This is a genomic window from Brachybacterium tyrofermentans (assembly GCF_014897585.1).
Taxonomy (GTDB): Bacteria; Actinomycetota; Actinomycetes; order Actinomycetales; family Dermabacteraceae; genus Brachybacterium; species Brachybacterium tyrofermentans.
The window spans coordinates 22,819-45,658 of the sequence record NZ_JABUXW010000006.1 but is presented as its reverse complement, the minus strand read 5'-3'; the positions used below and the strand labels follow the sequence as shown (position 1 = coordinate 45,658).

The 22,840-nt window shown below is 71.4% G+C and carries 18 protein-coding genes and 1 tRNA gene; 9 read left to right on the top strand and 10 right to left on the bottom strand.

Features of this window, described 5'->3' with window-relative positions; genetic code table 11:
• Window positions 1–21: 21 nt before the first annotated feature.
• Window positions 22–1,290, bottom strand: coding sequence for an acetoin utilization protein AcuC (locus tag INT49_RS05635; RefSeq protein WP_193116743.1), 1,269 nt, complete (start codon window positions 1,288–1,290; stop codon window positions 22–24).
• A 149-nt stretch (window positions 1,291–1,439) separates the two neighbouring features.
• Between INT49_RS05635 and INT49_RS05630 the strand changes: the two genes are divergently transcribed.
• Window positions 1,440–2,855, top strand: a complete 1,416-nt coding sequence (locus tag INT49_RS05630) for a TrkH family potassium uptake protein (protein WP_193116742.1) — start codon at window positions 1,440–1,442, stop codon at window positions 2,853–2,855.
• A gap of 89 nt (window positions 2,856–2,944) precedes the next feature.
• Window positions 2,945–3,610, top strand: coding sequence for a potassium channel family protein (locus INT49_RS05625; RefSeq protein WP_193116741.1), 666 nt, complete (start codon window positions 2,945–2,947; stop codon window positions 3,608–3,610).
• Between the two features lie 86 nt (window positions 3,611–3,696).
• On the opposite strand, the gene proC is transcribed toward INT49_RS05625, so the two are convergent.
• On the bottom strand, window positions 3,697–4,611 hold the full coding sequence (proC, locus tag INT49_RS05620) for a pyrroline-5-carboxylate reductase (RefSeq protein ID WP_193116740.1): 915 nt from the start codon (window positions 4,609–4,611) through the stop codon (window positions 3,697–3,699).
• Window positions 4,612–4,666: 55 nt separating this feature from the next.
• A complete protein-coding gene (locus INT49_RS05615) occupies window positions 4,667–5,650 on the bottom strand; it encodes a DUF368 domain-containing protein (RefSeq protein WP_193116739.1) in 984 nt (327 codons plus the stop codon).
• A gap of 49 nt (window positions 5,651–5,699) precedes the next feature.
• Here INT49_RS05615 and INT49_RS05610 point away from each other — a divergent pair, with 49 nt between their 5' ends.
• Entirely contained in the window at window positions 5,700–6,179 is a 480-nt protein-coding gene (locus INT49_RS05610) for an AAA family ATPase (RefSeq protein WP_193116738.1), read from the top strand.
• Window positions 6,180–6,298: 119 nt separating this feature from the next.
• Here the strand turns inward: INT49_RS05610 and INT49_RS05605 are convergent, their stop codons facing one another.
• The 3 genes from INT49_RS05605 to INT49_RS05595 form a co-directional block, all read right to left on the bottom strand.
• Window positions 6,299–6,580 carry a hypothetical protein gene (locus tag INT49_RS05605; RefSeq protein WP_226849796.1) on the bottom strand — a complete coding sequence of 94 codons (282 nt, stop codon included), beginning with the start codon at window positions 6,578–6,580 and terminating at the stop codon, window positions 6,299–6,301.
• On the bottom strand, window positions 6,577–11,475 hold the full coding sequence (locus tag INT49_RS05600; RefSeq protein WP_193116737.1) for a hypothetical protein: 4,899 nt from the start codon (window positions 11,473–11,475) through the stop codon (window positions 6,577–6,579). The genes INT49_RS05605 and INT49_RS05600 overlap by 4 nt, the downstream gene beginning before the upstream one ends.
• Window positions 11,476–11,554: 79 nt before the next feature.
• Window positions 11,555–12,433, bottom strand: coding sequence for a DeoR/GlpR family DNA-binding transcription regulator (locus INT49_RS05595; RefSeq protein ID WP_319021525.1), 879 nt, complete (start codon window positions 12,431–12,433; stop codon window positions 11,555–11,557).
• Between the two features lie 163 nt (window positions 12,434–12,596).
• Between INT49_RS05595 and INT49_RS05590 the strand changes: the two genes are divergently transcribed.
• Window positions 12,597–12,803, top strand: a complete 207-nt coding sequence (locus INT49_RS05590; protein ID WP_193116736.1) for an antitoxin — start codon at window positions 12,597–12,599, stop codon at window positions 12,801–12,803.
• A 215-nt stretch (window positions 12,804–13,018) separates the two neighbouring features.
• On the opposite strand, the gene INT49_RS05585 is transcribed toward INT49_RS05590, so the two are convergent.
• Together INT49_RS05585 and INT49_RS05580 are read right to left on the bottom strand one after the other, a co-directional pair.
• Window positions 13,019–13,723 (bottom strand): copper resistance CopC family protein, encoded by a 705-nt coding sequence (locus INT49_RS05585; protein WP_193116858.1) that lies wholly within the window; start codon window positions 13,721–13,723, stop codon window positions 13,019–13,021.
• 111 nt (window positions 13,724–13,834) lie between these two features.
• A complete protein-coding gene (locus INT49_RS05580; protein WP_193116735.1) occupies window positions 13,835–15,352 on the bottom strand; it encodes a nitrilase-related carbon-nitrogen hydrolase in 1,518 nt (505 codons plus the stop codon).
• Window positions 15,353–15,425: 73 nt separating this feature from the next.
• Here INT49_RS05580 and INT49_RS05575 point away from each other — a divergent pair.
• From INT49_RS05575 to INT49_RS05565, 3 genes are all read left to right on the top strand, one after another.
• Window positions 15,426–15,498, top strand: a tRNA-Arg gene (locus INT49_RS05575).
• Window positions 15,499–15,646: 148 nt separating this feature from the next.
• Complete coding sequence (locus tag INT49_RS05570; protein ID WP_193116734.1) at window positions 15,647–16,882, top strand: YibE/F family protein; 1,236 nt, start codon at window positions 15,647–15,649, stop codon at window positions 16,880–16,882.
• 53 nt (window positions 16,883–16,935) lie between these two features.
• Window positions 16,936–19,011, top strand: coding sequence for a S9 family peptidase (locus tag INT49_RS05565; RefSeq protein WP_193116733.1), 2,076 nt, complete (start codon window positions 16,936–16,938; stop codon window positions 19,009–19,011).
• Window positions 19,012–19,068: 57 nt separating this feature from the next.
• On the opposite strand, the gene INT49_RS05560 is transcribed toward INT49_RS05565, so the two are convergent.
• Together INT49_RS05560 and INT49_RS05555 are read right to left on the bottom strand one after the other, a co-directional pair.
• Window positions 19,069–19,893: a class I SAM-dependent methyltransferase gene (locus INT49_RS05560; RefSeq protein ID WP_193116732.1), complete on the bottom strand. Its 825-nt coding sequence runs from the start codon at window positions 19,891–19,893 to the stop codon at window positions 19,069–19,071.
• Window positions 19,894–20,092: 199 nt separating this feature from the next.
• Window positions 20,093–21,556 carry a SulP family inorganic anion transporter gene (locus tag INT49_RS05555; protein ID WP_193116731.1) on the bottom strand — a complete coding sequence of 488 codons (1,464 nt, stop codon included), beginning with the start codon at window positions 21,554–21,556 and terminating at the stop codon, window positions 20,093–20,095.
• Between the two features lie 194 nt (window positions 21,557–21,750).
• On the opposite strand from INT49_RS05555, the gene INT49_RS05550 reads away from it, so the two are divergent.
• Window positions 21,751–22,017: a hypothetical protein gene (locus INT49_RS05550; protein WP_193116730.1), complete on the top strand. Its 267-nt coding sequence runs from the start codon at window positions 21,751–21,753 to the stop codon at window positions 22,015–22,017.
• Between the two features lie 276 nt (window positions 22,018–22,293).
• Complete coding sequence (locus INT49_RS05545; RefSeq protein WP_193116729.1) at window positions 22,294–22,485, top strand: hypothetical protein; 192 nt, start codon at window positions 22,294–22,296, stop codon at window positions 22,483–22,485.
• Window positions 22,486–22,840: the final 355 nt, after the last annotated feature.

Genomic DNA, 22,840 nt, shown 5'->3' with positions numbered 1-22,840 from the left:
CGCGGACCGGCATCCCCGTCCTCAGTCGAGGAACGGGTCCAGCCCCCATTCGGGGAAGGCGACCCGGCGGGCGGCCTGGACCGCTCGGTCGAGGTCGTCCTCGGGATCGAAGCCGTTCTCCCAGCTGCGCGCCGCGAGCGGCCGGCCGTCCCCGTAGGTCCGGATCGCAGGTTCGGGCGAGAGCCCGTGCTCGGCGCGGGCGCGGGCCTCGGCCTCGCGGTAGGCCTTGGGCAGCGGGGTCTGCGGGTCGATCGCCTCGCCGGTGGCGACGGCGAGCAGCTGTGCCCAGGAGCGCGGCACCACGTCGATCACGGCATAGCCGCCCCCGCCGAGGGCCAGCCAGCGGCCGTCGCACACCTCATCGGCCAGATCCCGCAGCATGACCATCACCTCGCGGTGCGTCTCGAGGGAGACGGAGAAATCGGCGAGCGGATCCACGCGATGCGTATCGGCGCCGTGCTGGGTGACCAGCAAGGTCGGCTTCACGGCCCTCACCAGGGCGGGGACGACGGCGCGGAGGGCCCGTACCCAGCCGTCGGCGGTGGTGCGCGGAGGCAGCGGCACGTTGATCGCGGAGCCCTGGGCGCCCGCTCCCCCGGTGTCCTGCACGAAGCCGGTGCCCGGGAACAGCCGTTCGCCGGTCTCGTGCACGGACAGGGTGATCGCACGGGGCTCGTCCCACAGCGCCAGCTCGACGCCGTCGCCGTGGTGCACATCGGTGTCGATGTACATCACGCGCTCCTCCCCCTGCGCAAGGGCATGACGGATCGCGACCGCGGCGTCGTTGTAGACGCAGAACCCCGAGGCGCTGGCCGGGCGGGCGTGGTGCATCCCCCCAGCGATGTTCACGGCTCGCCGCACCGTGCCGGCGCGGATCGCGTCGACCGCGGCGAGGGAGCCTCCGACGATGCGCGAGGAGGCGGTGTGCATGCCGGGGAAGGGGGGAACATCCTCTCCGCCGATCCCGAAGCGGATCAGGTGCTCGGCGTCCCCGCCGTCCAGAGGTTCCGACGCCCGGCGCACCGCGGCGAGATAGTCCTCATCGTGCACGGTGCCGAGCTGCTCGTCGGAGGCGACGTACGGGGCGATGGTGCGCACTCCAGGACGGTCCAGGATCCCGGAGGCCCGGGCCAGCTCGCGGGTCAGGGTCAGTCGCACCGGCGACATCGGGTGGTACGGGCCGAAGTCGTACTCGCACAGGTCGTCGGACCAGACGATCCCGCACTCACCGGGCACGCCGGTCTCGTCGACCGCGGCGGCGGGAACAGGGGCGGGAGAGTCGTCGGGCATGGGTCGAAGCGTACCCAGAGCCGCGTCGCACCGCTCGGAGCTCCGCCCCGATGGCCGCGCACGACAGATCCTGGCAACCGTGCCACGGCCCGACGGTCGTAGACTTCCGCGGACGCGGCCGCTGGTCGCCACACGACGGAGGGCCGGAGATGATCGATCGCGAGGCGAAGGCCGAGAGGCGCCGGGCGCTGCCCTCGCAGCGCCGTCCGGCACCGCCGAGCTGGCGGCTGCATCTTGCGTCGCTGACCAAGATCACCCCGGCCCGGCTCACCCTCGGGGTGTTCAGCCTGATGATCGCCCTGTTCACGGCGCTGCTCTCGCTGCCGGCCGCCACCACCTCCGGCCAGCGCACCGATCTCGTCGATGCGCTGTTCACCGCGGTCTCGGCGATCTGTGTGACCGGACTGGTGACGGTGGAGACCGCCACGCACTGGTCGACGTTCGGGCTGACCGTCCTCATGATCGCGATGAAGATGGGCGGCCTGGGCCTGCTCACGCTCGCCTCCCTGCTGAGCATGTCGGTGATGCACCGGCTCGGGCTCGCCCAGCGCATGATGACCGCCAACGAGACCAAGGCGGAGCGCCTCGCCGAGGTGGGTGGGGTGCTGCGAATCATCCTCATCACCTCCACCGCCTTCGAGGCGGCGACCTTCGTGGCCCTGACCCCGTACATGTTCTTCACCGAGCACGGCATCGGCGAGTCGATCTTCCTGGGCCTGTTCTACGCGATCAGCGCGTTCAACAACGCCGGTTTCGTTCCCGAGGCCCAGGGGGTCGAGCAGTACCTCGGCGACCCGTTCTTCTCCATCCCGATCGCCCTCGCGGTGTTCGTCGGCTCGCTCGGCTTCCCCGTGATCCTCGTGGTGGTCAAGAAGCTGCGCACCCCGCGCCGTTGGAGCCTGCACGCCAAGCTCACCCTCACCACCACCGGTCTGCTGCTGGTGCTCGCCTGGTTCGGCTACCTGGTCCTGGAGTGGACGAACGCCGCCACGCTCGGAGGCCAGCCCGTCCACACGAAGCTCCTGGCGGCCGGCTTCGCCGCCGTCATGCCCCGATCCGGGGGCTTCGCCACGCTCGACGTGGGGCTGCTGACCCCCGAGACGCGCCTGCTGACCGACGTCCTGATGTTCATCGGCGGCGGCTCGGGATCCACCAGCGGCGGCATCCGCGTGACCACCTTCGCCCTGCTCATGCTCTCGATCTGGGCGGAGATCCGCGGCAATCCGGACGTCGAGGTCTTCGGCCGACGGATCCCCCACGAGACCATCCGTCAGGCCATCGGCGTGCTGGTCATGAGTGCGACCGTGGTGCTGCTGGCGGTGTTCCTGCTGCTGCGGATGACCAGCTTCTCGCTGGACCAGCTGATGTTCGAGGTGCTCTCCGCCTTCGGCACCGTGGGGCTGTCCACCGGGATCACCGCGCATCTGCCCACGGAGGGGAAATGGGTGATCGCCGCGTGCATGTACAGCGGGCGCCTGGGGCCGATGACTCTCGGAGCGGCTCTCGCCCTGCGCCATCGCACCCGCATGATCCAGCTCCCGCGCGAACGCCCCATCGTCGGCTGATCCAGGCTCCCACCGGCCCGGCGCGACCGTAGACTGTGCCCGCCCGGCCCGCGGATCCCCGCGTGACCCGCCGGGACGGAGGAGGAGAGATGCCACGCGGTGCGCGCGACGAAGGGGTGCTCGTCATCGGTCTGGGCCGATTCGGTGCCTCGATCGCTCTGACGCTGGAGAAGCTGGGCACCGAGGTGCTCGCGATCGACACCAACGAGGAGCTGGTCCAGAAGTACTCCGGCCAGCTCACCCATGTGGTGCGGGCCGATGCCACCCAGCCCGAGGTGCTCGACCAGGTCGGCGGCGGCGACTTCTCCCTCGCCGTGGTGGGCGTGGGCACCTCCATCGAGGCCAGCGTGCTGATCGCCGCGAATCTCGTCGATTTCGGGAAGCCGGTGATCTGGGCGAAGGCCATCTCCGCCGCGCACGGGCGGATCCTGCAGCGTATCGGGTGCCATCACGTGGTCTATCCCGAGGCCGATGCCGGCAAGCGTGTCGCGCACCTGGTCAACGGCCGGCTGATGGACTTCATCGAGTTCGACGACGGCTTCGCGATCGTCAAGATGCGACCGCCCCGCGAGGTGCAGGGCCGGACGCTCGCCGAGTCCGACATCCGTGCGAAGTTCGGGGTCACCGTGGTGGGGGTGAAGTCGCCGGGCAAGGACTTCACCTATGCCGTGCCGGAGACCATGGTCGCCGCGCATGATCTGGTGATCGTCTCCGGCCACACCCACCTGATCGAGAAGTTCTCCAACCGCCCCTGACGGCGACGACGGCGGCAGCGGGTGGCGGCAGCAGGCGACCGCAGCCGGTGACTGCGGCGGCCGACGACGATCCGCCGGCCGGGCCCTCAGCCCCTGCTCATCTCCCGCGAGGCCTCGGCGGCGGCAGCCATCGCGGCGGCGACGCCGGAGCGCACACCCTCCCGTTCGAGGGCCGCGAGGCCCTGCACGGTGGTGCCGCCAGGGCTGGAGACACCGTTCTTCGCCACGGCCGCGTGCATCCCGCTCTCCAGGAGCATGGTCGCCGCTCCGCGCACCGTCTGCTGCACCAGCGAATCGGCGAGATCGCGCTTCAGGCCCAGGCGCACGGCCTCATCGGTCATGGACTCGATGATCGCGAACACGAAGGCCGAGAGGGAGCCCGCGGCACCGATGAACGCGTGCACCTGCTCCTCGGTGATGTCGACGACCACGCCGGCGCGGGAGAACAGGCCGTGAACGAGCTCGTGCTGCTGCTCGGTGACGGCGCTGCCGCGCATCAGGCCCACGGCGCCCTCCCCCACGGAGATCGGGGTGTTCGGCATGGCGCGCATGACGGCGGCGCCGCCGGGCAGCGCCTCCTGGATGCGGTCCAGCGTGATGCCGGCGGCCAGCGAGATCACGAGGGCGCTGCCTGGCAGCTGCTCGCCGATCTCGGCGGCCAGATCGAGGATCTGGTAGGGCTTCACCCCGAGCACGACCACGTCGGCCCCCTCGAGCGCCTCGGCGCGTGAGGCGGCGCTCGCCCCGAGCTCCTGGGCCGCGCGCTCGCTGCTGGTCGTGGTGGAGTTCGCGATCCGCAGGTCCTCTCCGCGCACGCCGGCCGCGAGGAAGCTGCGGGCCACGGGCCCGCCCATGTTGCCGGCCCCGATGACGGCGACCCGCACGCCGACGACGTCGCGCGCGGAGGAACGTGCAGAGTCCGGGGACGTGCCCTGGGCAGGATCCTGTGTGGGGTCCTGCTCGGGCGCGGTGGAGGTGGGCTGTGGCGTGGAGTCGTTCATGCTGACCAGCGTACGGCCCGCGCTATCGGGGCGAGCGGGCCAGCCCGGTGGCTGATCAGGCGGTCGCTGCGGGCCGGGCGGCCGTCCGTGCCTCGACGAGGACGAGCAGCTGCACGGCGAGCACCCCGAGCACCGCGATGCCCAGCAGCAGCGGCCAGTCGCTCGCGGGGGCGCGCAGCGCCCCGGAGCTCTCCTGCCACGGCCAGAGGCTGCGCAGTGCGCCGATCATGACGCCGGCGAGCACGACCATGGTGCCGCGGTGATGGCGGGTCAGCAGGCGGCGCATGAGCTTCACGATCACGACGAGACCCACGCAGGCCCACAGCCCGAACCAGGCGATATAGCCGAGGTCGCGCTCCTCGATGGCTTGAAGAGTCGGCTGGTAGAGGCCGAGGCTGAGCAGGATGAAGGAGCCGGACATCCCCGGCAGCACGAGGGCGCAGATGGCGATCGCCGCGGCTGGGGCGATGATCCACGGGCTCGGCTCCAGGGCCCCGCTGGGGAGGGAGGTGATCGCCAGCCCGGCGACCGCGCCGAGGGCGAAGCGCAGCAGCTCGGGGCCGCGCCAGGACCCCCCGGACAGGCGGATCGGCACGAGCACCGAGCCGAGCACAAGACCGAGGAACAGGGCGCGCATGGTCTGCGGGTGGGTCTCGACCAGGCCGGAGACGGGGCCGGCGACGGTGAGCACCGCGGCCCCCATCCCGATCACCAGCGGGATCACGAGGATCCAGGGGACCGCGCCGAGATGCTCGCGCAGCCCCGCCCGACGATCGGGGCCGAGCAGAAGTCGACCCATGGCGCGCGTGAGGTGGTGTCCGGCGCCGATCAGCTCGTCGTAGATGCCGGTGACCAGGGCGACGGTGCCTCCGCTGACCCCGGGGACCGTCTCGACCACCCCGATGAGGGCGCCACGCAGCAGGTTCCCCAGGGGGTTGCGGTGCGTCGACTGGTCAGGGCGCTGCGCCGACGCCGTCCCGCGGGCGGTGGTGCCGCCCGGCGTGCGGTCGGGTGCGACATTCGGGGAGGCATCCGTCATGCAGGACAGCTTACGGAGCCGCCGGCAGAACACATCTAGAGTCACGGGCATGAGTGGTCGCCTTCACCTGCTGTACGGACTGTCCGGCTCCGGGAAATCCACACTGGCCCGGCAGCTCCAGAAGCGGTGTCCTGCGGTGCGCTTCACGCTCGACGAGTGGATGCTGCGCCTGCACCCGGAACTCTCGATCGACGATCCTGCCTATGGCGACCGTGCCGAGATGGTGCGCGAGTTGATCTGGTCGATCGCCGAGCAGGTGCTGCGCTCGGGCGTGGACGTGGTGCTGGACTGGAACTGCTGGTCGCGCGCCCGCCGGTCGTGGGCCCGGGACCATGCCGCGACCATCGGAGCGGAGGTCGTGCTGCATCGCCTGTCCACCTCGCTCGAGGAGTCCACCCGGCGCGCGGAGCAGCGGGAGGCGTCCGGCGCCACGTTCGCCCATCGCATCGACCTCGCGGGCAACCAGCATCTCGCCGGGCTCCTCGAGGAGCCGACGGCCGACGAGCAACTGACGGTCCTCGAGCACTGAGCACGGCCTCACCGACCACGAAGCGTCGCCGGCCTCATACCCGCGCTGCCGCATAGCCCCACCGGCCACGCAGCTGCACAGCCGGCGATTCCCACAGCCGCCCGACTCCTGCGGGCAGGTCAGCGTCCGCGGCCCCAGTGCGGGGGCACGTCGCCGGCGATCCGCGCGTCGTTGGACTCGTCGGCCCCAGGATCCGGGGCATCCCCCGCGACCCGGTTCGGCAGCACCGGCCGGCGCTCCTGCGAGGTCGCCGGCCGCTCGGTGGGGGTCTCGTCGTCCCAGGGGATCGGCTTGCCGGTCACCGAGGAGATCACGACCCGCCGGCGGGCCGCAGAACCGGCGACGCGCGGGGTCTGAGCGGGCCGTGAGGCGTCAGGGGTCCCGGAGCCCTGCTCGGTCACTGCCGCTCCTGGTAGCGACGGATCGCGCTGGAGACGGAGACGTCCAGCAGCACTGAGCGCTGCTCGAAGCCGAGGAAGCTGCGCACCTCGGTGGCCAGGTGCTCCTCGAGCCGGGCACGACCGTCCGAGCAGATGAACTCCACGATCGCGTCGAAGTCCTCGCTCGAGTAGAAGGAGAGCTGGTGGCCGGCAGGGATCTGCGGGCGCGGCAGGCGATGCCGCACGGTCCCCACCCCCTTCGGGGACTCGGAGAGCTCCTCGGACTGGACGAGACGCAGAGCCCGCTCGACGGCCCGGCGGATCCGCTCGGCCTCGCCGTCGGGGTCGATGAACAGCGCCCAAGACCAGACCCGCTCGGTCGCCCAGCCGGCCGCCTCGAGCCGCTCGGCCCGCAGGCGGTCGCGCTCACGCTGGCTGGCGGTGCCGACATAGCGGGCCCCGTCGGTGTCGACCGCGACCAGGAGCCTTCCCGGCATGTCCGGATGGCCGAGGGCGAGCTCGATACGGTCGGAGGAGAGACCGAAGTCGCTCTCCACCAGCAGCCCCAGCCGCCACAGCCGATCGGCGAGATCTCGCACGAGAGCGTCGGTCTCCAGCTGCCGTGGGACGACCGGCTCCGGGCTCTCGTCGGCAGCGATGGTCTCCTCAGCAGCGATGTTCTCGTCGGCAGAGTGGTTCTCGCCGGGACGGGCGTTCTCGTCGGCCGGAACGCTCCCGCCACCGGGCGCGGTCCAGTCGGCGACCAGGCCCTCACCCTCGGAGGGGCCCTCGCCGCCGGCGAGAACCTCGGCGCCCGGCGCCTGGCCGGATCCGGAATCGGCCTGCTCGGTGGGCTCGACGGATGCCTCCGAAACCGGGTCTGCGCTGTCCGGGGAGTCCGCGGACTTGCGGGCCATTGCCGCGGCGATGGCCGCGTCGAGGTCCTCGTCCGAGAGGTCCGGCGTCGGGTCCTGCACGGAACCACCAGCAGCACCAGCGAGGCCGTCAGCAGCACCAGCGGAGCCCTCAGCAGGAGCGGCAGCTCCAGCTGGCGCGGCATCGGCCGTCTGCTCCGCGGCGGCGGGTGCCTGTCGGGGCTGCTCGAGCTCGGGCGGGTCGATCGGATCCTCGCGGCCGGTCAGCGCGGCGACGTGCGGGACCACGGCGACGTCGGCTCCTCCGCGCAGCACCCAGAACATGGCGCGGAGATCGCGGGCGCCCTCGCTGCGCAGCCGGGCGTGGTCGAGATCCTGCACGTCGATCGAGGACACCACGGTGGTGCGACCGCGGGCACGGGTGATCACGGTGGCGAGCGCCTTGCGACCGCCGGCCTCGGAGAGCGGGCCGAAGCGGTGCAGGAGACGGCCGTGCGGGGTCTTCCCGAAGCCGACGGAGACGATGATGTCGTCGCGCACCATCGAGGTGGCCTGCGCCGCCGGGAGCACGGTGAACACCTCGCGGGCGGCGGGATCGAAGTAGTCCCGCAGCGCCGGGATCACGGAGACGGTGTTCATGATCCGGTCCATGAGCCGGCGCGCATGATCCTCCGTGAAGGTGAGCACGGCGAGGGAGCGCTCGGGCCTGGTGCGGGCATGCTCGATGACGAGGTCCGTCACGCGGCGCAGCTCCGCCTCGGTGCTCTCCACGTACTCCATGCCCTCGGTGACGGGGCCGCGGCCGTTCTCGACCACGATCAGCCGGTCCTGCTCGGGCACCACGGGGCTGGGCACCGCGGCGACCTCGCCCACCAGGGCCCGGCGCTGGGCGAAGCCGCGCAGGCCCTCGGTGGCGTGGTGCGCATCGCGCAGCAGCTCGATGTGGGGGGCGATCCGCAGCATGTCGTCGAGAAGGCTCGGGGCGGCGTCGCCGCCGTACTCGAGGGGGTCGCCGACCACGACGGTCTGCTCGGCGCGCACGATCGACGGCAGGGCGGCGGCGGTGGGCAGGCGCCCGCCGTCGGCCACGATGAGCACGTCGAAGTGGCGCCCGCGCGGGAGCACCTGGGCGACCAGGTACGGGGAGGCGAGCCAGGTGGGGCGGGCGGCGAAGAGGATGTCCTCGTACTTCGCGGCGAGGTCCCGGATCGAGACGGTCGAGGATCGGGCGAGCTCGGCGATCGCGGCACGGGAGGTGTCCGGGTACGCCTTCATGGTCCGCACCCGGTTCTCGTCGGCCGCGGCATGCACGCGGGCCGACGCGCCGTCGAGGTCCTCGTGGTCCAGGCGACGGAAGCGCTCGGCGACTTCCGACAGCGAGGTCCCGTCGTACTGGGAGATCGTGGGCTCGGCGCCGGCGATCAGCTCGAGGACGCTGCCCCACCAGCACAGCTCCAGCTCCGCGCCGACCTGCTCCGCCGGGACGCGGCGGGTGCGGAGGTCCTCGACGAGGTCCCCCAGCCCGTCGAAGCTGAGCCGGCGCAGCAGCTCGGTGCGGCGCGGCAGGGTCTCCAGGTCGGCGCGGTCCGCGGCGAGGGCCTCGACCCGACGCTCGAGCTCGTCGAGGTCGGTGCGGGCCAGATCCGATCCGGTGGCGGTGCCGTCCAGCAGCACGGCCAGCTCGTCGAGGACCTTCTGGGTGCGCTCCGCGGTGCGATGCGCCTGCTCCAGATCTGTCGGCAGCGCCGGCGTCGACGGCGAACCGGCGGATCCAGAGGTGGTGGAGGTACTCGGCGCGGCACGGGACCCCAGCTCTGCAGAGGACTTCGGGTCGGCAGGGCCCACCTGGTCCGCCGGGTCCGCCGGGTCCGCCGAGTCCGAGGAGGTCTCCGGCGCGGCAGGGGACGCGACGGGGACGGTGGCCACCCGATGCCACTCGTCGGCGACACGGCGTGCCTCGCTGAGATCTCGATACAGATCCGGGGACAGCGCTGCGGGGCGCTGCAGGGAGGCGGCGTCCTTCCGCAGTCGGCGGCGCAGGCCGAAGCCCATCGTCACGCCGTGCTCGAGGCGCCAGGCCTTGTCGGCGGTGGCGGCGACGAGATCCGGCAGCGGGGCCCGGAACACTGCGGGCTGGAAGGTGCCGAGCAGGACTCGCACGCGGTCCAGCAGGCCCAGCCGTTCCGTGAGCTGCTGGAGGGTGGCGGGGGCCGCGAGGCCGAGGTCGTCACCGGTCTGCGTCGTGGTCTCGCGCAGCGACGGCAGGATCTCCTCGCGGAGGTGGTCGACGAGCTCCTCGGCGCGGGCGGCCTGGGTGTCGGAGCTGATGGGGGCGCCGTACCAGGCGGTCTCTTCTGGACCGGTGGTCAGCACGCCCACCTCGGCGGCCTCCCGCAGGGCGTTCGCGTATCGGTCCCGGTCGGCGCCGATCATCTGCGCGGCGACATCTGCGCGAAGCCGCACCTGGGTACGCGGCGAGGGGCGCAGGCGGGTCAGCGCGGCGAGCGCGGAGATCGCGTCGTGCGCGGAGGCATCCCAGGGCTGCTGGAGGCGGTGCATCGCCTCGACGTGGCCCACGAGGATGTCCCGCATCTCCGCGAGCTCCGCCGGTGCGGAGTCCTCGGGGCCGAGCGCGTGGGAGCCGGCGCGGCGCAGGCTGCGCAGCAGTGCGGCAGAGGCGTTGCGCTGGAGCGACGGATCCGGGGAGAGGTCGAAGACGAGCTCCTCGAGGCCCCGGCGCTGCGCGGTCGCGACGAGCTGTGCGAGGTTGCGGCGGCGCTGGGAGACGACCAGCACGCTGCGGCCGCGGGCGTTGAGCTCCTCGGCGAGGTCCACGACGAGATCGAGGCTGCCGTTGCCCGGAGGCGCCGCCACTGCGAGATCCTGGCCGGCGAGCACCCGGGCGAGCACGGCGCGATGGTCGGGATCGACGGCGGAGACCAGTTCGTGCTCCGGGACCTCGGGAACCTCCTGGTCCGCGTCGTCGCTGCGCACGACGGCCTGGGCCTCGGCGTCCCCGGCGAGGGCGGCGACCAGCGGGGAGGAGACCCAGTCGGGTCGGTCCGCCGCGAGGTCCTCGCCGACGGTTCCGGCGGCGTCCATGAGGTTGCCGACCACGAGTGCATGGGTGATGCGGAATCCGGGCAGCGGCTGGCCGAGCGAGCGGAAGGCGTCGAGCACAGGGTTGGGGTCGAACCCGTGGGAGCCGTCGGTGGTGGCCAGCAGGGCGCGGGCGTCGACGGCGACACCGGCCTCTCGCAGGGAGCGCAGCAGCACCGGGTTCAGGTCCGCGGTCGTGTCGACCTCGAGGTCGACGTCCTCGCGGGCGTTGCCGCGCAGGCTCAGGGTGATCGGACGCACCAGCACGGGGGCGTGGATCGGCGCGGAGCCGTCCTCGGGGAACCAGGTGGCCTCGCCGATCCCGAGATGGCAGGTGGTCAGCCCGATCTCCTCGGCATGCCGCTCCGCGATCTCGCGGATGGTGCGGGCATGGGCCCGGGCATCGGCCAGGGCTCCGACCTCGCGGACCAGGGCCGACAGTCGCGTCGGGCCGCGGCCGGCGAGCAGCTGGGCGAGCCCGGAGGGGTGGGAGTGGGTGAGCTCGAGGACGGTCGAGCCGGCCCGGATCTGGGTGAGGAAGGACGGCGCGGTGACCCCGCCGGTGATCTGCTGGGCCCACCGGTCCAGGGCGTCGGCCACCAGATCCTCACGGCTGAGCGGGCGGTGCTCGCGGGGCTCGGAGGGGAGATCGTCCTCATCCTGCTCCGGGGCGATCCCGGCGCCGACATCGTCGAGATGGGGCTCGACGACGAGGTCGTAGCGGCTTGTGCCCTGCGCATCCCCCGCGCTCCCGGCAGCGGTTCCAGCGCCCTCGGCACGGTCGTCGTCACGGTGATCGTCGGTCTCGCCGTCGGCCGCCTGCGCGGCGGTGCTCGCCGAGGCCCGACGCTCACGGGCCAGGTTCGACAGGGCGTCGTCGCGACGGCCCGCGTCCTCGGTCGTGCTGGCTGGGCGCTTCTTGCCGCGCAGGAGGTTCCACATAGTGCATCACGCTACCGGGAGGCGAGCACCTGCTCGTGCAGGCGTGCCGTGCGCTTTCGGCGGTCCTGGGCGGGCCTGCTCACACCTCGTGCAGACGCACCGAGGTCTCCTCGAGATGCGCGCGCAGCTCATCCGGGACCGGCCCGGCGATGACGAGGTCGGTGAGCACCGAGACCGGGCAGATCCCGGCGAGGGCGCGGTGGCCGATCTTGTCCGCCGTCGCGAGTCCGACCACGCGGCGCGAGTGACCGATCATGATGCGCGTGACGCCGGCCTCGGCATCGGAGTTGCAGGTGAGCCCGGCATGGATGTCGAGCCCGACGGTGCCCACGAACATCGTGTCCAGCCAGAGATCGCGCATCGTGGCCGTGGCGAGAGGGCCGGTGAGCTCGAAGGAGTACGGTTCGGCGACGCCGCCGAGCACCACCGTGCGCACCGAGGGCCGCAGCACGGCCTCCGTCGCGATGTTCAGCGCGGCGCAGACCACGGTGAGTCCCGGACTCCCGTCGCGGGAGTCGACGTCGGGCCGGGCCACGGCGCGGCGCGCGGTCGAGGTGGTGGTGCGCCCTCCGTTGAAGCCGATGATCTGACCGGGCTCGACCAGATCCGCGGCGCGGCCCGCGACACGCTCCCGCTGCGCCGACCCCTCGTCGGTGGTGCGCGGCACGGTGGCCAGCGAATAGGCGACGTCGATCGCGATGATGCCGCCGTGGGTGCGACGGGCGAGCTGGGCACGCTCCATCTCCATGAAGTCACGACGGACCGTGGACTCGCTGATCTCCAGCTCCGCGGCGACCTCGGACACCGTCAGCCGCTTGGTCGTCGAGAGCAGCGTGAGCACATGGTCCCACCGTGCCGATCTGTCCTTCCGGTCCGTGGAGGGCCGAGCTCGGCGCGCTCCGGACGGCTCGTCCGGCCGCTCGGACTTCTGGTCAGAATCGGAAATACGCAGGTTCACGCATCCAGTATTGCGCATCTCGTCCCGACTTCACGGACTTCCGGTCAGCAACCGTCAGAACAGCGCGGATCCGGGCGGTCACGTTTGAGTCACGACCAGGAGCGACGTAGGTTGTCGATGTCGCCCCGTATGGGGCGTGACCGCGAACGAAAGGACACTGATCATGGGTTTCGATGACGCGCTCAACAAGGCCAAGGATTTCGCCGGAGAGAACCCGGACAAGGTGAACCAGGGTCTGGACGCCGCGAGCGACCAGGTCAAGGAGCGCACTCCGGACAACATCGACCAGCACGTCGACTCCGGCGCCGACGCCGCCCGTGACCACTTCGGTCTCGGTGGCGACGACAAGGGCGGCGAGCAGGGCAACTGATCGCCCCTCCCCCCGCGTGACCGCGAGAGGCCCCCGACGCCACGGCGTCGGGGGCCTCTCCATGTCTGCTCACGTCTGCTCAGGGGAGCTCATGTCACCGCCCCTCTCGGCCGACGGCGGCAGGTCGTCGGCACCGCCGTGCCACGGCGGCAGCAGCTGTTGAGGCCGGCCGATCCGCTGCGCGGGCCGACCGCACTGCTGCGCGGGCCGACCGCTCAGCTGCGCGTGCGCAGGGCGAAGAACGCTGCGACCGCGGCGCCGACCACCACGATCCCGACGACGCCCAACAGAAGCGGCATCGAGGAGCCGCTCTCCTCGGTGCTCTCGGACGCCGTGTCCCCGGACTCCTCACCGGACTCGGTACCGGTGGCGTCGGAGGATCCTCCGGCATCCGATGAGCCCGACGAACCAGCGGCGACCTCATCCGCTCCCCCGGCATCACTCGCCCCGGCCGCTGCGCTCTCTCCCCCGCCGTCGCTCGCCGCGGCGGCGTCCTGGTCAGCCGCGTCCTGCTCGACGGTGATGTCCACGGAGCCCTCGATCGGGTGCCCGTCGCTGGAGACGACCCGCCACTGCACCGTGTAGTCGCCGGCCGGCAGCGGATCCGCGAGCTCGGCGGTCACGTCGGGACCGTCCACCGTGGGCTCCACATCGGCGATGGTCTCGCCGGCCTCGTCGACGATCCGCACCGCGGGGCTCACCTCGAGGATGTCCGCGGAATAGGTCAGGGTGATCGACTCGGGCGAGGTCTCCAGGGTGTCCCCGTCGGCCGGATCCGAGGAGATCAGGGTGTCGTGGGCGTAGGCCGGGATCGAGAGCATCGCGAAGGCGGCGAGCATCGTCGCTGCACACAGCGCGAGCAGGGAGGCAGGTCGCACGGAAACAGGCAGAGCGGAGGAACGGGGGCCGGTCGAGAGCATCACGCGAGCAGGCTACGCCAGCTACCGGGAACGATTGCTGGACGTCGACGAGGCGGGACGATCCCTGGACGTCGACGAGGCGGTGAGCGACGTCGCAGCGGGTGCTGGAGCTCAGTCCCGGGGCAGGGGAACGCCGTGCTCGAGGACCGGCAGCGCGGCCCGTGCCTCCCGGACCTCCGCGAGGTCGAGGTCCACCAGCAGCAGGCCCGGCTCCCGACCGAGCTCCTGGCGGATCTGTCCGAGCGGTCCGATCACCGCGCTCTGCCCGATCCCCCGCGCCGCCGTGCCGGTGTACTGCGCCGGCGGGGCCTGGTCCGCGGCGAGCACCACGGTCGTGGAGTCCAGGGCCCGGGCCTGCAGCAGCAGGCGCAGCTGCTCGCTCTTGCCGGGCCCGTCGGCCCAGGCCAGCGGGAGCAGGATCGCCTGCGCGCCGCGCCGGGCCAGCGCCGCGAACTGCTCCGGGAAGCGCACGTCGTAGCAGGTGGCGATCCCCAGTCGGGACTCGCCGAGGTCGATCATGACCAGCTCGTCGCCCGGGGCGACGGTCTCGGACTCGCAGGAGCCGTAGGCGTCGAACAGGTGGATCTTGCGGTAGTCGGCCCGTACGGCACCTGGCTCGCCGGCTGCACCGGCCGCGGCGGCAGCACGGGGCTCGTCGACGGGACCGTTCTCATCGGCAGGACCGCGGGCGATCACGGTGTTGTGCACGCGGTCGCCGTCCGCCGGGGTGAAGGAGCCGGCGACCACGACGAGGTGATGCTCGTCGGCGAGCTCCTGGATCAGCTGCTCGAAAGAGGCGTGATGGGTCTCGGACACTGCCCGCAGGTCGGTGCCGAACGGGGTCAGCGTGGCTTCGGGGAGCAGCACGAGCTGTGCGCCGGCCGCCGCGGCCGCCCCCACCGCAGCGCGGACGGTCCCCTGCGTGACCTCGACGTCCTCGGAGACCTCGACCTGGGCGAGCGCGATGCGAGGCCCGGCGGCCTGCACCGCCGCCTCCAGCGCGTCGGGGGTGTCGATGTCGGCGCCCTCCGCCCCGGCGGCCGCCCGGGTGAGGAGCTCGTCGGTCTCGAGCTGGTCGTAGAGGCGACGCAGGCTGAGGTTCGCCCAGCCGCCGTCGGGCTGTGCGAGGGCTCCCAGTGCAGCGCGCAGTCGTGCGAGCGGCCAGGCGGCGCAGAGGTACTGCACGTGGCCGTCGGACCCGGCGAGTGCCGCGACCTTCTGCTCGGAGGCGCTGGTCGACGCGAGCGCGGCGAGGGTCTCTGCGCGCAGCAGGGGCATGTCCCCGCCGAGCACGAGCACGGTGGCGCCGCTGTCGGAGTCAGCGCTCGTGCCCTCTGCGCCGGGGATCTCGGCGACACCGCGGGCCAGTGCGGCCAGGGGCCCGGAGCGGGGCGGATCCTCGAGCACGAAGCGGGCGACGTGGCTGTGCGCGAGCGCCGCCCCGTCGTCCCCGGCGGGACCGACGACGATCCGCTGGTCGGCGGCCGCCGAACGCAGCACCCGCTCCAGCGTCGTCGCTCCTGCGACCTGCACCCGGGTCTTGTCCGTGCCGCCGAGCCGGGAGGAGGCGCCGCCCGCCAGCACGATCGCGATGGTGGTGGCGGTGGTCTCGTACGGCTGGCTCGACATGCTCCGATCCTGCCATGGGCGCTAGTATGAGCGCGCCCGTGCGACGTCGGATGACGGATCGGCCGGGCGGATCGCCCCCGTAGCTCAGGGGATAGAGCACCGCTCTCCTAAAGCGGGTGTCGGACGTTCGAATCGTCTCGGGGGCACTGATCTGATGCGCAGGCGCGTGTCGCCACGCGGTCCGGTGCTGTCGGCGTGCATGCCGTCAGCATCGGGCGCGGCCGTCCGGTGCGGGCATACCGGGCACTCGACCGCCCGGTGCGGTGATCCCGAGAATCCTCCTAGAATTCGGCCATGACACCGGGACACACCCATTCCCACGGCGGCCGTGCTCCCGCAACCAACGCCTCTCGCGCCGTGCTTTTCGGCCTGACCATCGCGCTGCTCCTGGTCACCGTTCTCGGACTGATCGCCCTGTGGCCGAACCCTGATGCACGGCCCGAGCGCACCGCGCTGCTCGGGCCGGGCGTCGAGGTCCTCTCCGTGGAGGTGACCGCTCTGTCCAGCGGCGAGGATCCGACGATGCCGCGAACGGCCGAGGCGCTCGGACACTCTGCAGGGATCTCCGGGGAGACCGTGCAGGTCGAGATCCCGCCGGAGGTCGCCGCCGACGGGGTCCGCGTGGGTGACAAGCTCAAGGTCCTCTCGATCGAGGAGGCCGGCGACAACGCTCCGTACTACTACTTCGATCATGAGCGGGGACTCCCGTTGGGCATCCTCTTCGTGCTGTACCTGGTGCTCGTCGCCCTGGTGGCGCGCGGCAGCGGGCTGCGAGCGATCCTCGGGCTCGGCACCGGCGTCGCGATCGTCGTGTGGTTCATGATGCCGGCGATCCTCGCGGGGGAGAATCCCGTGCTCGTCGCCCTCGTGGCCGGTTCCGCGATGATCTTCCCCTGCGTCTATTTCGCGCACGGGATCTCGGTCCGGACGACCACAGCTGTGCTGGGCACATTCGGCGGGATCGCGATCACCGTGCTCGCGGTGCTGGCCGCAGGGCGGCCCACCGGGATGACGGGCACGGAGGGCGAGGCCGCGAAGTTCCTCGCCACCGGGTACCCGCAGATGTCGCTGTCGGCCGTGTTCCTCGCCGGGGTGATCATCTCCGGACTGGGGGCGCTCAATGATGTGACGATCACCCAGGCGTCCTCCGTGTGGGAGCTCCGGGCCGCGATGCCGACGGCCTCCCGCTGGACGGTGTTCACCTCGGCGATGCGGATCGGCAAGGACCACATCGCGTCGACCGTCTACACCCTCGCCTACGCCTACATCGGCTCCGCCCTGCCCACCCTGCTCTATGCGTCCACCCTGGACCGCTCCCTCCTGGGCACCCTGACCACGGGAGAGATCGCGGCAGAGGTGTTCCGCACCTTGATCGCATCGATCGGCCTCGTGCTCGCCATCCCGCTCACGACGGGCATCGCCACGCTGCTCGCCGCGAGCCGCTCCGCGACCGGACGGAGGGCGATTCGGGGCAGTACGGGACGGCGTGCGGAGCAGGACCGTCGTCTCCGTCGTCTCGACGAACGCTGATCCTCGGCGGGCGTCGGCCTCTCCTCTCGGAGGACACGCTGTAGCGTGATCGGATGCTTCCTGATCCCGCAGACGACGTCGCCCCGACCAGCCCCGCCGATGTCCGCGGAGACGACGGCCACGGATGCACTGGCTTCTCTGACTTCTCTGATTTCTCTGATATCGACGGTTTCCTGCGCATCCCGCGCCTGGCTTCGATCGCCACCGGATCGGACGGCCGGGTCGTCGCCGCGATCCAGGAGGCCGACGAGAACGGCGCGAAGCTCATCTCCTCCCTGTGGGAGCTGGATCCGGAGGGTGAGGCACCGGCCCGTCGACTGACCTTCTCCGACAAGGGCGAGAGCGCGCCCGTGTTCGCCCCGGACGGCTCGCTGCTGTTCAGCTCCGCGCGCCCGGACCCGGAGGGCGGTGCCGAGGACGACACCTCCGCGATCTGGCGCCTGCCCCGCACCGGGGAGGCGCAGGTGGTCGCGTCGGCCGCCGCGGGCCTGACCCTGCTGGCCGTGGCCGACGACGGGCAGATGCTCGCGGCGACCAGCGTGCTGCCCAGCGGCACCCTCCAGGACGACGCCGAGCGCCGGACGGCCCGCAAGGACGCGAAGCAGACCACGATCTGGCACACCGGCATGCCGATCCGGCAGTGGGACCACGAGATCGGCGACCAGAGCCGACGCCTGGTGCTGGTCAGCCCCGAGGGCGACCTCACCGATCTCACCCCGGACGTCGGCACCGTCACGCTCTACGCCGCCTCCGCGGACCTCTCCCCCGACGGCGCCACCGTCGCGACCTCCTGGACCCAGCGGGTGCGCGGCGGGGAGACCCGCAGCTCGATCGCGCTGATCGACACGGCGACCCTGCGCCGCACGGCGCTGCTGTCGGCCGATGAGGAGGCCCAGTACAGCACTCCGCTCTTCTCCCGGGACGGCACCCGCCTGGCCGTGATCCGCTCCACTGCGTCGAGCCCGACGGACACCAGCTACAGCCGCCTGGATATCCATCCGATCGGCGGCGGCGAGCCCGTCACGGCGCAGCTCGGCGACCTGAGCATCGGCGACCTCGCCTGGACTGAGGACGGATCTCTGCTCGTGGCCGGCGACCTGCACTCCTCCGGAGCGGTCCTCACGATCAACCCGTCCACCGGCGCCTCCCGCACGGTCGCGGCCGACGGGGTCTTCTCCGCGCTCGCCCCCGCAGCGGACGGCACGCTGTTCGCCCTGCGCAACGACGTCGGGACTCCGTCGCGCCCGGTGCGGATCACCGCCGACGCCGCGCCCCGCGAGCTGCCCGCCCCAGGAGCCGTCGGTGCCCTCCCCGGCACGCTGGAGTGGGTCGAGACCGACGTCGACGGGATCACCGTGGGCGGTTGGCTGTGCGTTCCCGCGTCAGCGTCTGCCGCGGAGCCGGCCCCGGTGATGCTGTGGATCCATGGCGGCCCGCACGGCTCGTACAACGCGTGGAGCTGGCGCTGGTGCCCGTGGCTCGCCGTCGAGCGCGGATATGCGGTGCTCATGCCCGATCCGGCGATGTCCACCGGCTACGGGGACGCGGGCCTGAACCGCGGCTGGCCGCGTCTGCCCGACGTGGTCTTCCACGAATGCGAGACGCTCTTCGACGCGGTGCTGCTGCGCCCGGAGCTCGACGCCACCCGCACCGCGATGCTCGGGGCGTCCTTCGGCGGGTTCATGGCGAACTGGATCGCCGGGCACACGGATCGTTTCGACGCGATCGTCACCCACGCCGGGCTGTGGGCTCTGGACCAGCAGCACCGCACCACCGACGCGGCCGCCTCGAAGATGCGCGTGCACCGCCACGAGGAGGAGCTGCCGGACTGGTACCGCGCCTACTCCCCGCACCACGCCAGCGGCTCGATCACCACCCCGATGCTCGTCACCCACGGCAACCGTGACTACCGCGTCCCGGTCAGCGAGGCCCTGCGCCTGTGGTGGGATCTCGTCTCAACCTGGGACGGCGAACCGGAGACGATGCCGCACCGCTTCCTGCAGGTGACCAGCGAGAACCACTGGGTGCTGACCCCATCCAACGCCCTGGCCTGGAACCAGGCGGTGCTCGCCTTCTGCGACCAGCACGTGCTGGGCGCGGAGCCGATCCCGGAGGTGCTGCCGTGGTGAGGTCGCGATGAGCGGCACCATCACGAGTGCAGCCGCCCCTTGCCGCTGCCAGGAACGTCACGTCCCGGGCAGCGTCCCGATGGCCAGCAGGTGCGGGCTGTAGGCGGCGAGCTTGTCTTGAAGGTCCACGGAGTGCCGGACCCTGTCCTCGGCGGCCTCGACGAGCGCGATCGCGCATTCGAGGACCTGGCGATCACCCCTCATCAGCTCCAGCGCACCCAGATTGGGGCCCTCGAGCCCGCGCACAGTGACGTCAACGAAGCCTCCCTGCTCGATCTCGGCCCGCAGCTCCGCCGGTGTATGGAAATGCCCCCCGGGAAAACCCTCCGCCGGGTTGATCCACGCCCCGGTGCGCACGATGTCGAGGTCCGCCGAGGTCAGATCGGCAGGCTGACCGTGCACGGCGCCGTCGACGAAACCGACCAGCCGGCTGATCCCCTGCGCGAACAGAAGTCCGCCAGGCCGCAGAACTCGCCGAGCCTCGTGGATCGCGAGGCGCCTGTCCTCGGCGTCGGCCAGGTGATAGAGCGGTCCGAGAAGCAGGACGGCGTCGACGGCGTGATCGGGGACGTCGAGCGAGCGAGCGTCTCCGACGACCGCGTCGAACGTCCCGACCTCTGCGGCAAGCTCGACCTGCGACGGCACCGGATCGATGAGCGAGACGTGGTGGCCTGCATCAGCGAGCCACCGACTGTGGATCCCGGTGGCTCCGCCGACGTCGAGCACCCGGGACCTCGCGGGCAGCCGATCTTCGATCACTGACCGCACCCGCATGAACTCCACCTGGCCGCCGGCGGAGCGGCTGGTCAATCGGGCGTCCTCGTCACCGCTCCCGTAGTAGGCATGGATCTTCGCGTCGAGTTCTGCCTGGGTCAGCTCCATAACGACATGGTAGAGCGGCAGGAGACCGGTCACCCGGCCAAACCGGCCCTGCAGCCATCTTGCCAGCAGGGGCCATACGACCTTTCGTCGCGATACATGGCACCGAGGCGTATATGGCCTCCAGTTCTCGCCTGTCGACGAAGGTTCGTAGGCGTCCTCCCGGTTCGGTCCGATGTGCCGAGCGCCCTGCTGGCGCCGCTCAGTTCAGCGTGCCGGTGAGCCGTCCGTGGAATCCGGTGGAGTGCTCGTCGAGCCCCGTGAAGCGCACCTCGATGTCGTGCTCGGCGTACTTGGCCTGCACGGAGTCGAGCACGGCCACGGTCGAGGCGTCCCAGATCTGGGCGGCGGAGAAGTCCACGACCACCCGCGGCGGGTCCTCGGCGTAGTGGAACTGCTCGACGAGGTCGTTGCTGCTACCGAAGAACAGCGGCCCGCGCACGGTGTACGCGGCGCCCTGGTCCCCGACCAGGCGATCCACGGTGGTCACGTGCGCGACCCGCCGGGCGAACAGCAGGATCGCCAGCACGGCGCCGACGGCAACGCCGATCGCGAGGTTGCTGGTGGCGACCACGACCACGACGGTCACGAGCATCACGAAGGTCTCCGACAGCGGCATCCTCTTCAAGGTGGCCGGCTTGATGCTGTGGAAGTCGACAGTGGACAGGGCGACCACCATCATCACGGCGGCGAGCGCGGCCATCGGGATCTGCGCCATGAGGTCCGAGAGCACGGTGACCAGGATCAGCAGCAGCACGCCGGCGATGAAGGTGGAGAGGCGGGTGCGGGCCCGGCCCAGCTTCACGTTCACGACGGTCTGGCCGATCATGGCGCAGCCGGCGATGCCGCCCCAGAACCCGGCGAGGATGTTCGCGATGCCCAGCGCCCAGGACTCGCGGCTCTTGGACGACCTGGTGTCGGTGATGTCGTCCACGAGCTTCGCGGTCAGCAGGGTCTCCATGAGGCCCACGAAGGCGACGCTGAGCGCCGTGGGCCCGATGATGCCGAGGGTCTCGAGGTCGAGCGGGACCTGGAGCTGGGTGAGGCCGGGCAGGCCGCCGGACATCTCGCCCTGATCGCCGACGTTCGGGACGGCCAGGTGGGCGATCATCGCGATGGCGGTGACCACCACGATCGCCACGAGCGGCGCGGGCACGGCCTTGGTCAGGCGCGGCAGCACGAGCACGATGACCAGGGTGAACACGAACAGCGGGTAGACCGCGGTCGGCACGTCCAGCACGTGCTGGAGCTGGGCCGTGAAGATGAGGATGCCGAGCGAGTTGACGAAGCCGATCATCACCGAGCGGGGGATGAAGCGCATGATCCGGGCGAGCCCGGTGACGCCGAAGAGGATCTGGATGATGCCGGCGACGATCACCGTGGGCAGCAGGTACTCGACGCCGTGGGTGTGCACCAGCGGCGCCACGACGAGGGCGACGGCGCCGGCGGCCGCGGTGATCATGGCGGGACGGCCGCCCAGGATCGACATCGAGACGGCGAGGACCACGGAGGCGATGAGGCTGACCTTCGGGTCGACGCCCGCGATCACCGAGAAGGAGATGACCTCGGGGATCAGGGCGAGCGTCGTCACCGCTCCCGCGAGCACCTCGGTGGTCAGGAGGCGAGGATGGCGAAGCGCCTGGAGGGTGGTCGGGGAAGCAGTCACACAGGGACTTTACCGGGGAACCCGGGCGGGCCGTCGGTGCGAAGGATGGCTCTCGGTCTTCCGACGATGAGACCTGTCTCGGGCTGCCACTACAGCCGCTCCTGGCTGGGGATCCCTCGGGCAGCTCCCGGTTAGGCTTTCCCGGGACGTCCCGCCCGCGCTCCGCACGCAGGGCCACATCGAACAGAGGCCGCATGACTCCGCAGAAGCACCGCTCCTTCGACGCCACCTGGATGCCGTTCGGCATGCTGATCGGCTTCATCGTGGGCATGGGCATCGCGCTGACGATGACGGACAGCCTGGTGACAGCTGCGGCGTTCGGCTTCGCGTCCGGGATCGCGCTGGGAATCATCCTGGGATTCCGACGTCGCCACGGGTCGACCACGGACGAGGACGCGGAGGACGACCGCTACCGCGCCGAGCACGGGGATCCCACGCCTCGACGCGACGACGACCACTGAGCCGGACGTCAGCAGCCTGGCCCGAACTGCGCTGAATGGCGTGGACCGGACTGAATGGCGTGGACTGGTCGCCTGCTGACCGGCTTTTCCGGTGCCTCGGACTCGCGGTCGCAGTCATCCGGAATTGCCCGCACGGCGAACTTTCCTCCGCAATGGCACGTTATCCACAGGACACTCAGGTGTCTTGCCGCCGTTTCCCTGATTGTGGTGGCATGCTGTCCTCACCTGGTCAACGATGACCAGTGAAGACCGCCTGATGTCCGCAGGAGGATTCCGATGAAGGTCACTGATACGCACGACTCCGCCGCCGAGCATTTCGATTATCTCGACGTCGAATCGCTGAGAGAAGCGGAGCGTGACGACGCGCCCCACGATCTCGAGGGCGAGGCCCACGATCTGATCGATCTGGTCCAGGCCACCGGCCCCGCCCCCACCATCGCACCACGCGTCTCCGCACGCACCGCCTGACCTGCACAGTGGTCCGGGTCACCTCATCCAGGTGGCCCGGACCAGCCATGTCGGCCTGACCAGCCATGTCAGTCTGACCAGCGGACCGTTCGGCAGAACGGACCGGCTCAGCTCGACCCGGCGCAGTCCGGTGATCTCGGAGCAGATCCCCGGCGAGGACGTCACCGACAGGAGCCGGGTCGTCGTCCAGTGCACACCGGGCGACCCCTTTCACGGCGGTCAGATCGCTCACCGGAGGCTTCCGGGCAGCACGGACGTCGCCTACCGTGGAGGTGCGCCTCCCCGGAGACGGCCGGCGCCGCGAGCGGGACGACCCGATCGCAGGAGCTCCGACGAGGACGGCCTCGGAACAGGA

Excerpts from the sequence above, each read along its gene's own strand:
- INT49_RS05570 (WP_193116734.1), top strand. The coding sequence starts at position 15,647 with ATGACACCGGGACACACCCATTCCCACGGCGGCCGTGCTCCCGCAACC.
- INT49_RS05615 (WP_193116739.1), bottom strand. The coding sequence starts at position 5,650 with ATGACGGATGCCTCCCCGAATGTCGCACCCGACCGCACGCCGGGCGGC.
- proC (WP_193116740.1), bottom strand. The coding sequence starts at position 4,611 with ATGAACGACTCCACGCCACAGCCCACCTCCACCGCGCCCGAGCAGGAC.
- INT49_RS05550 (WP_193116730.1), top strand. The coding sequence starts at position 21,751 with ATGACTCCGCAGAAGCACCGCTCCTTCGACGCCACCTGGATGCCGTTC.
- INT49_RS05630 (WP_193116742.1), top strand. The coding sequence starts at position 1,440 with ATGATCGATCGCGAGGCGAAGGCCGAGAGGCGCCGGGCGCTGCCCTCG.
- INT49_RS05590 (WP_193116736.1), top strand. The coding sequence starts at position 12,597 with ATGGGTTTCGATGACGCGCTCAACAAGGCCAAGGATTTCGCCGGAGAG.
- INT49_RS05560 (WP_193116732.1), bottom strand. The coding sequence starts at position 19,893 with ATGGAGCTGACCCAGGCAGAACTCGACGCGAAGATCCATGCCTACTAC.
- INT49_RS05635 (WP_193116743.1), bottom strand. The coding sequence starts at position 1,290 with ATGCCCGACGACTCTCCCGCCCCTGTTCCCGCCGCCGCGGTCGACGAG.
- INT49_RS05545 (WP_193116729.1), top strand. The coding sequence starts at position 22,294 with ATGAAGGTCACTGATACGCACGACTCCGCCGCCGAGCATTTCGATTAT.
- INT49_RS05585 (WP_193116858.1), bottom strand. The coding sequence starts at position 13,723 with ATGCTCTCGACCGGCCCCCGTTCCTCCGCTCTGCCTGTTTCCGTGCGA.
- INT49_RS05600 (WP_193116737.1), bottom strand. The coding sequence starts at position 11,475 with ATGTGGAACCTCCTGCGCGGCAAGAAGCGCCCAGCCAGCACGACCGAG.
- INT49_RS05580 (WP_193116735.1), bottom strand. The coding sequence starts at position 15,352 with ATGTCGAGCCAGCCGTACGAGACCACCGCCACCACCATCGCGATCGTG.
- INT49_RS05610 (WP_193116738.1), top strand. The coding sequence starts at position 5,700 with ATGAGTGGTCGCCTTCACCTGCTGTACGGACTGTCCGGCTCCGGGAAA.
- INT49_RS05625 (WP_193116741.1), top strand. The coding sequence starts at position 2,945 with ATGCCACGCGGTGCGCGCGACGAAGGGGTGCTCGTCATCGGTCTGGGC.
- INT49_RS05565 (WP_193116733.1), top strand. The coding sequence starts at position 16,936 with ATGCTTCCTGATCCCGCAGACGACGTCGCCCCGACCAGCCCCGCCGAT.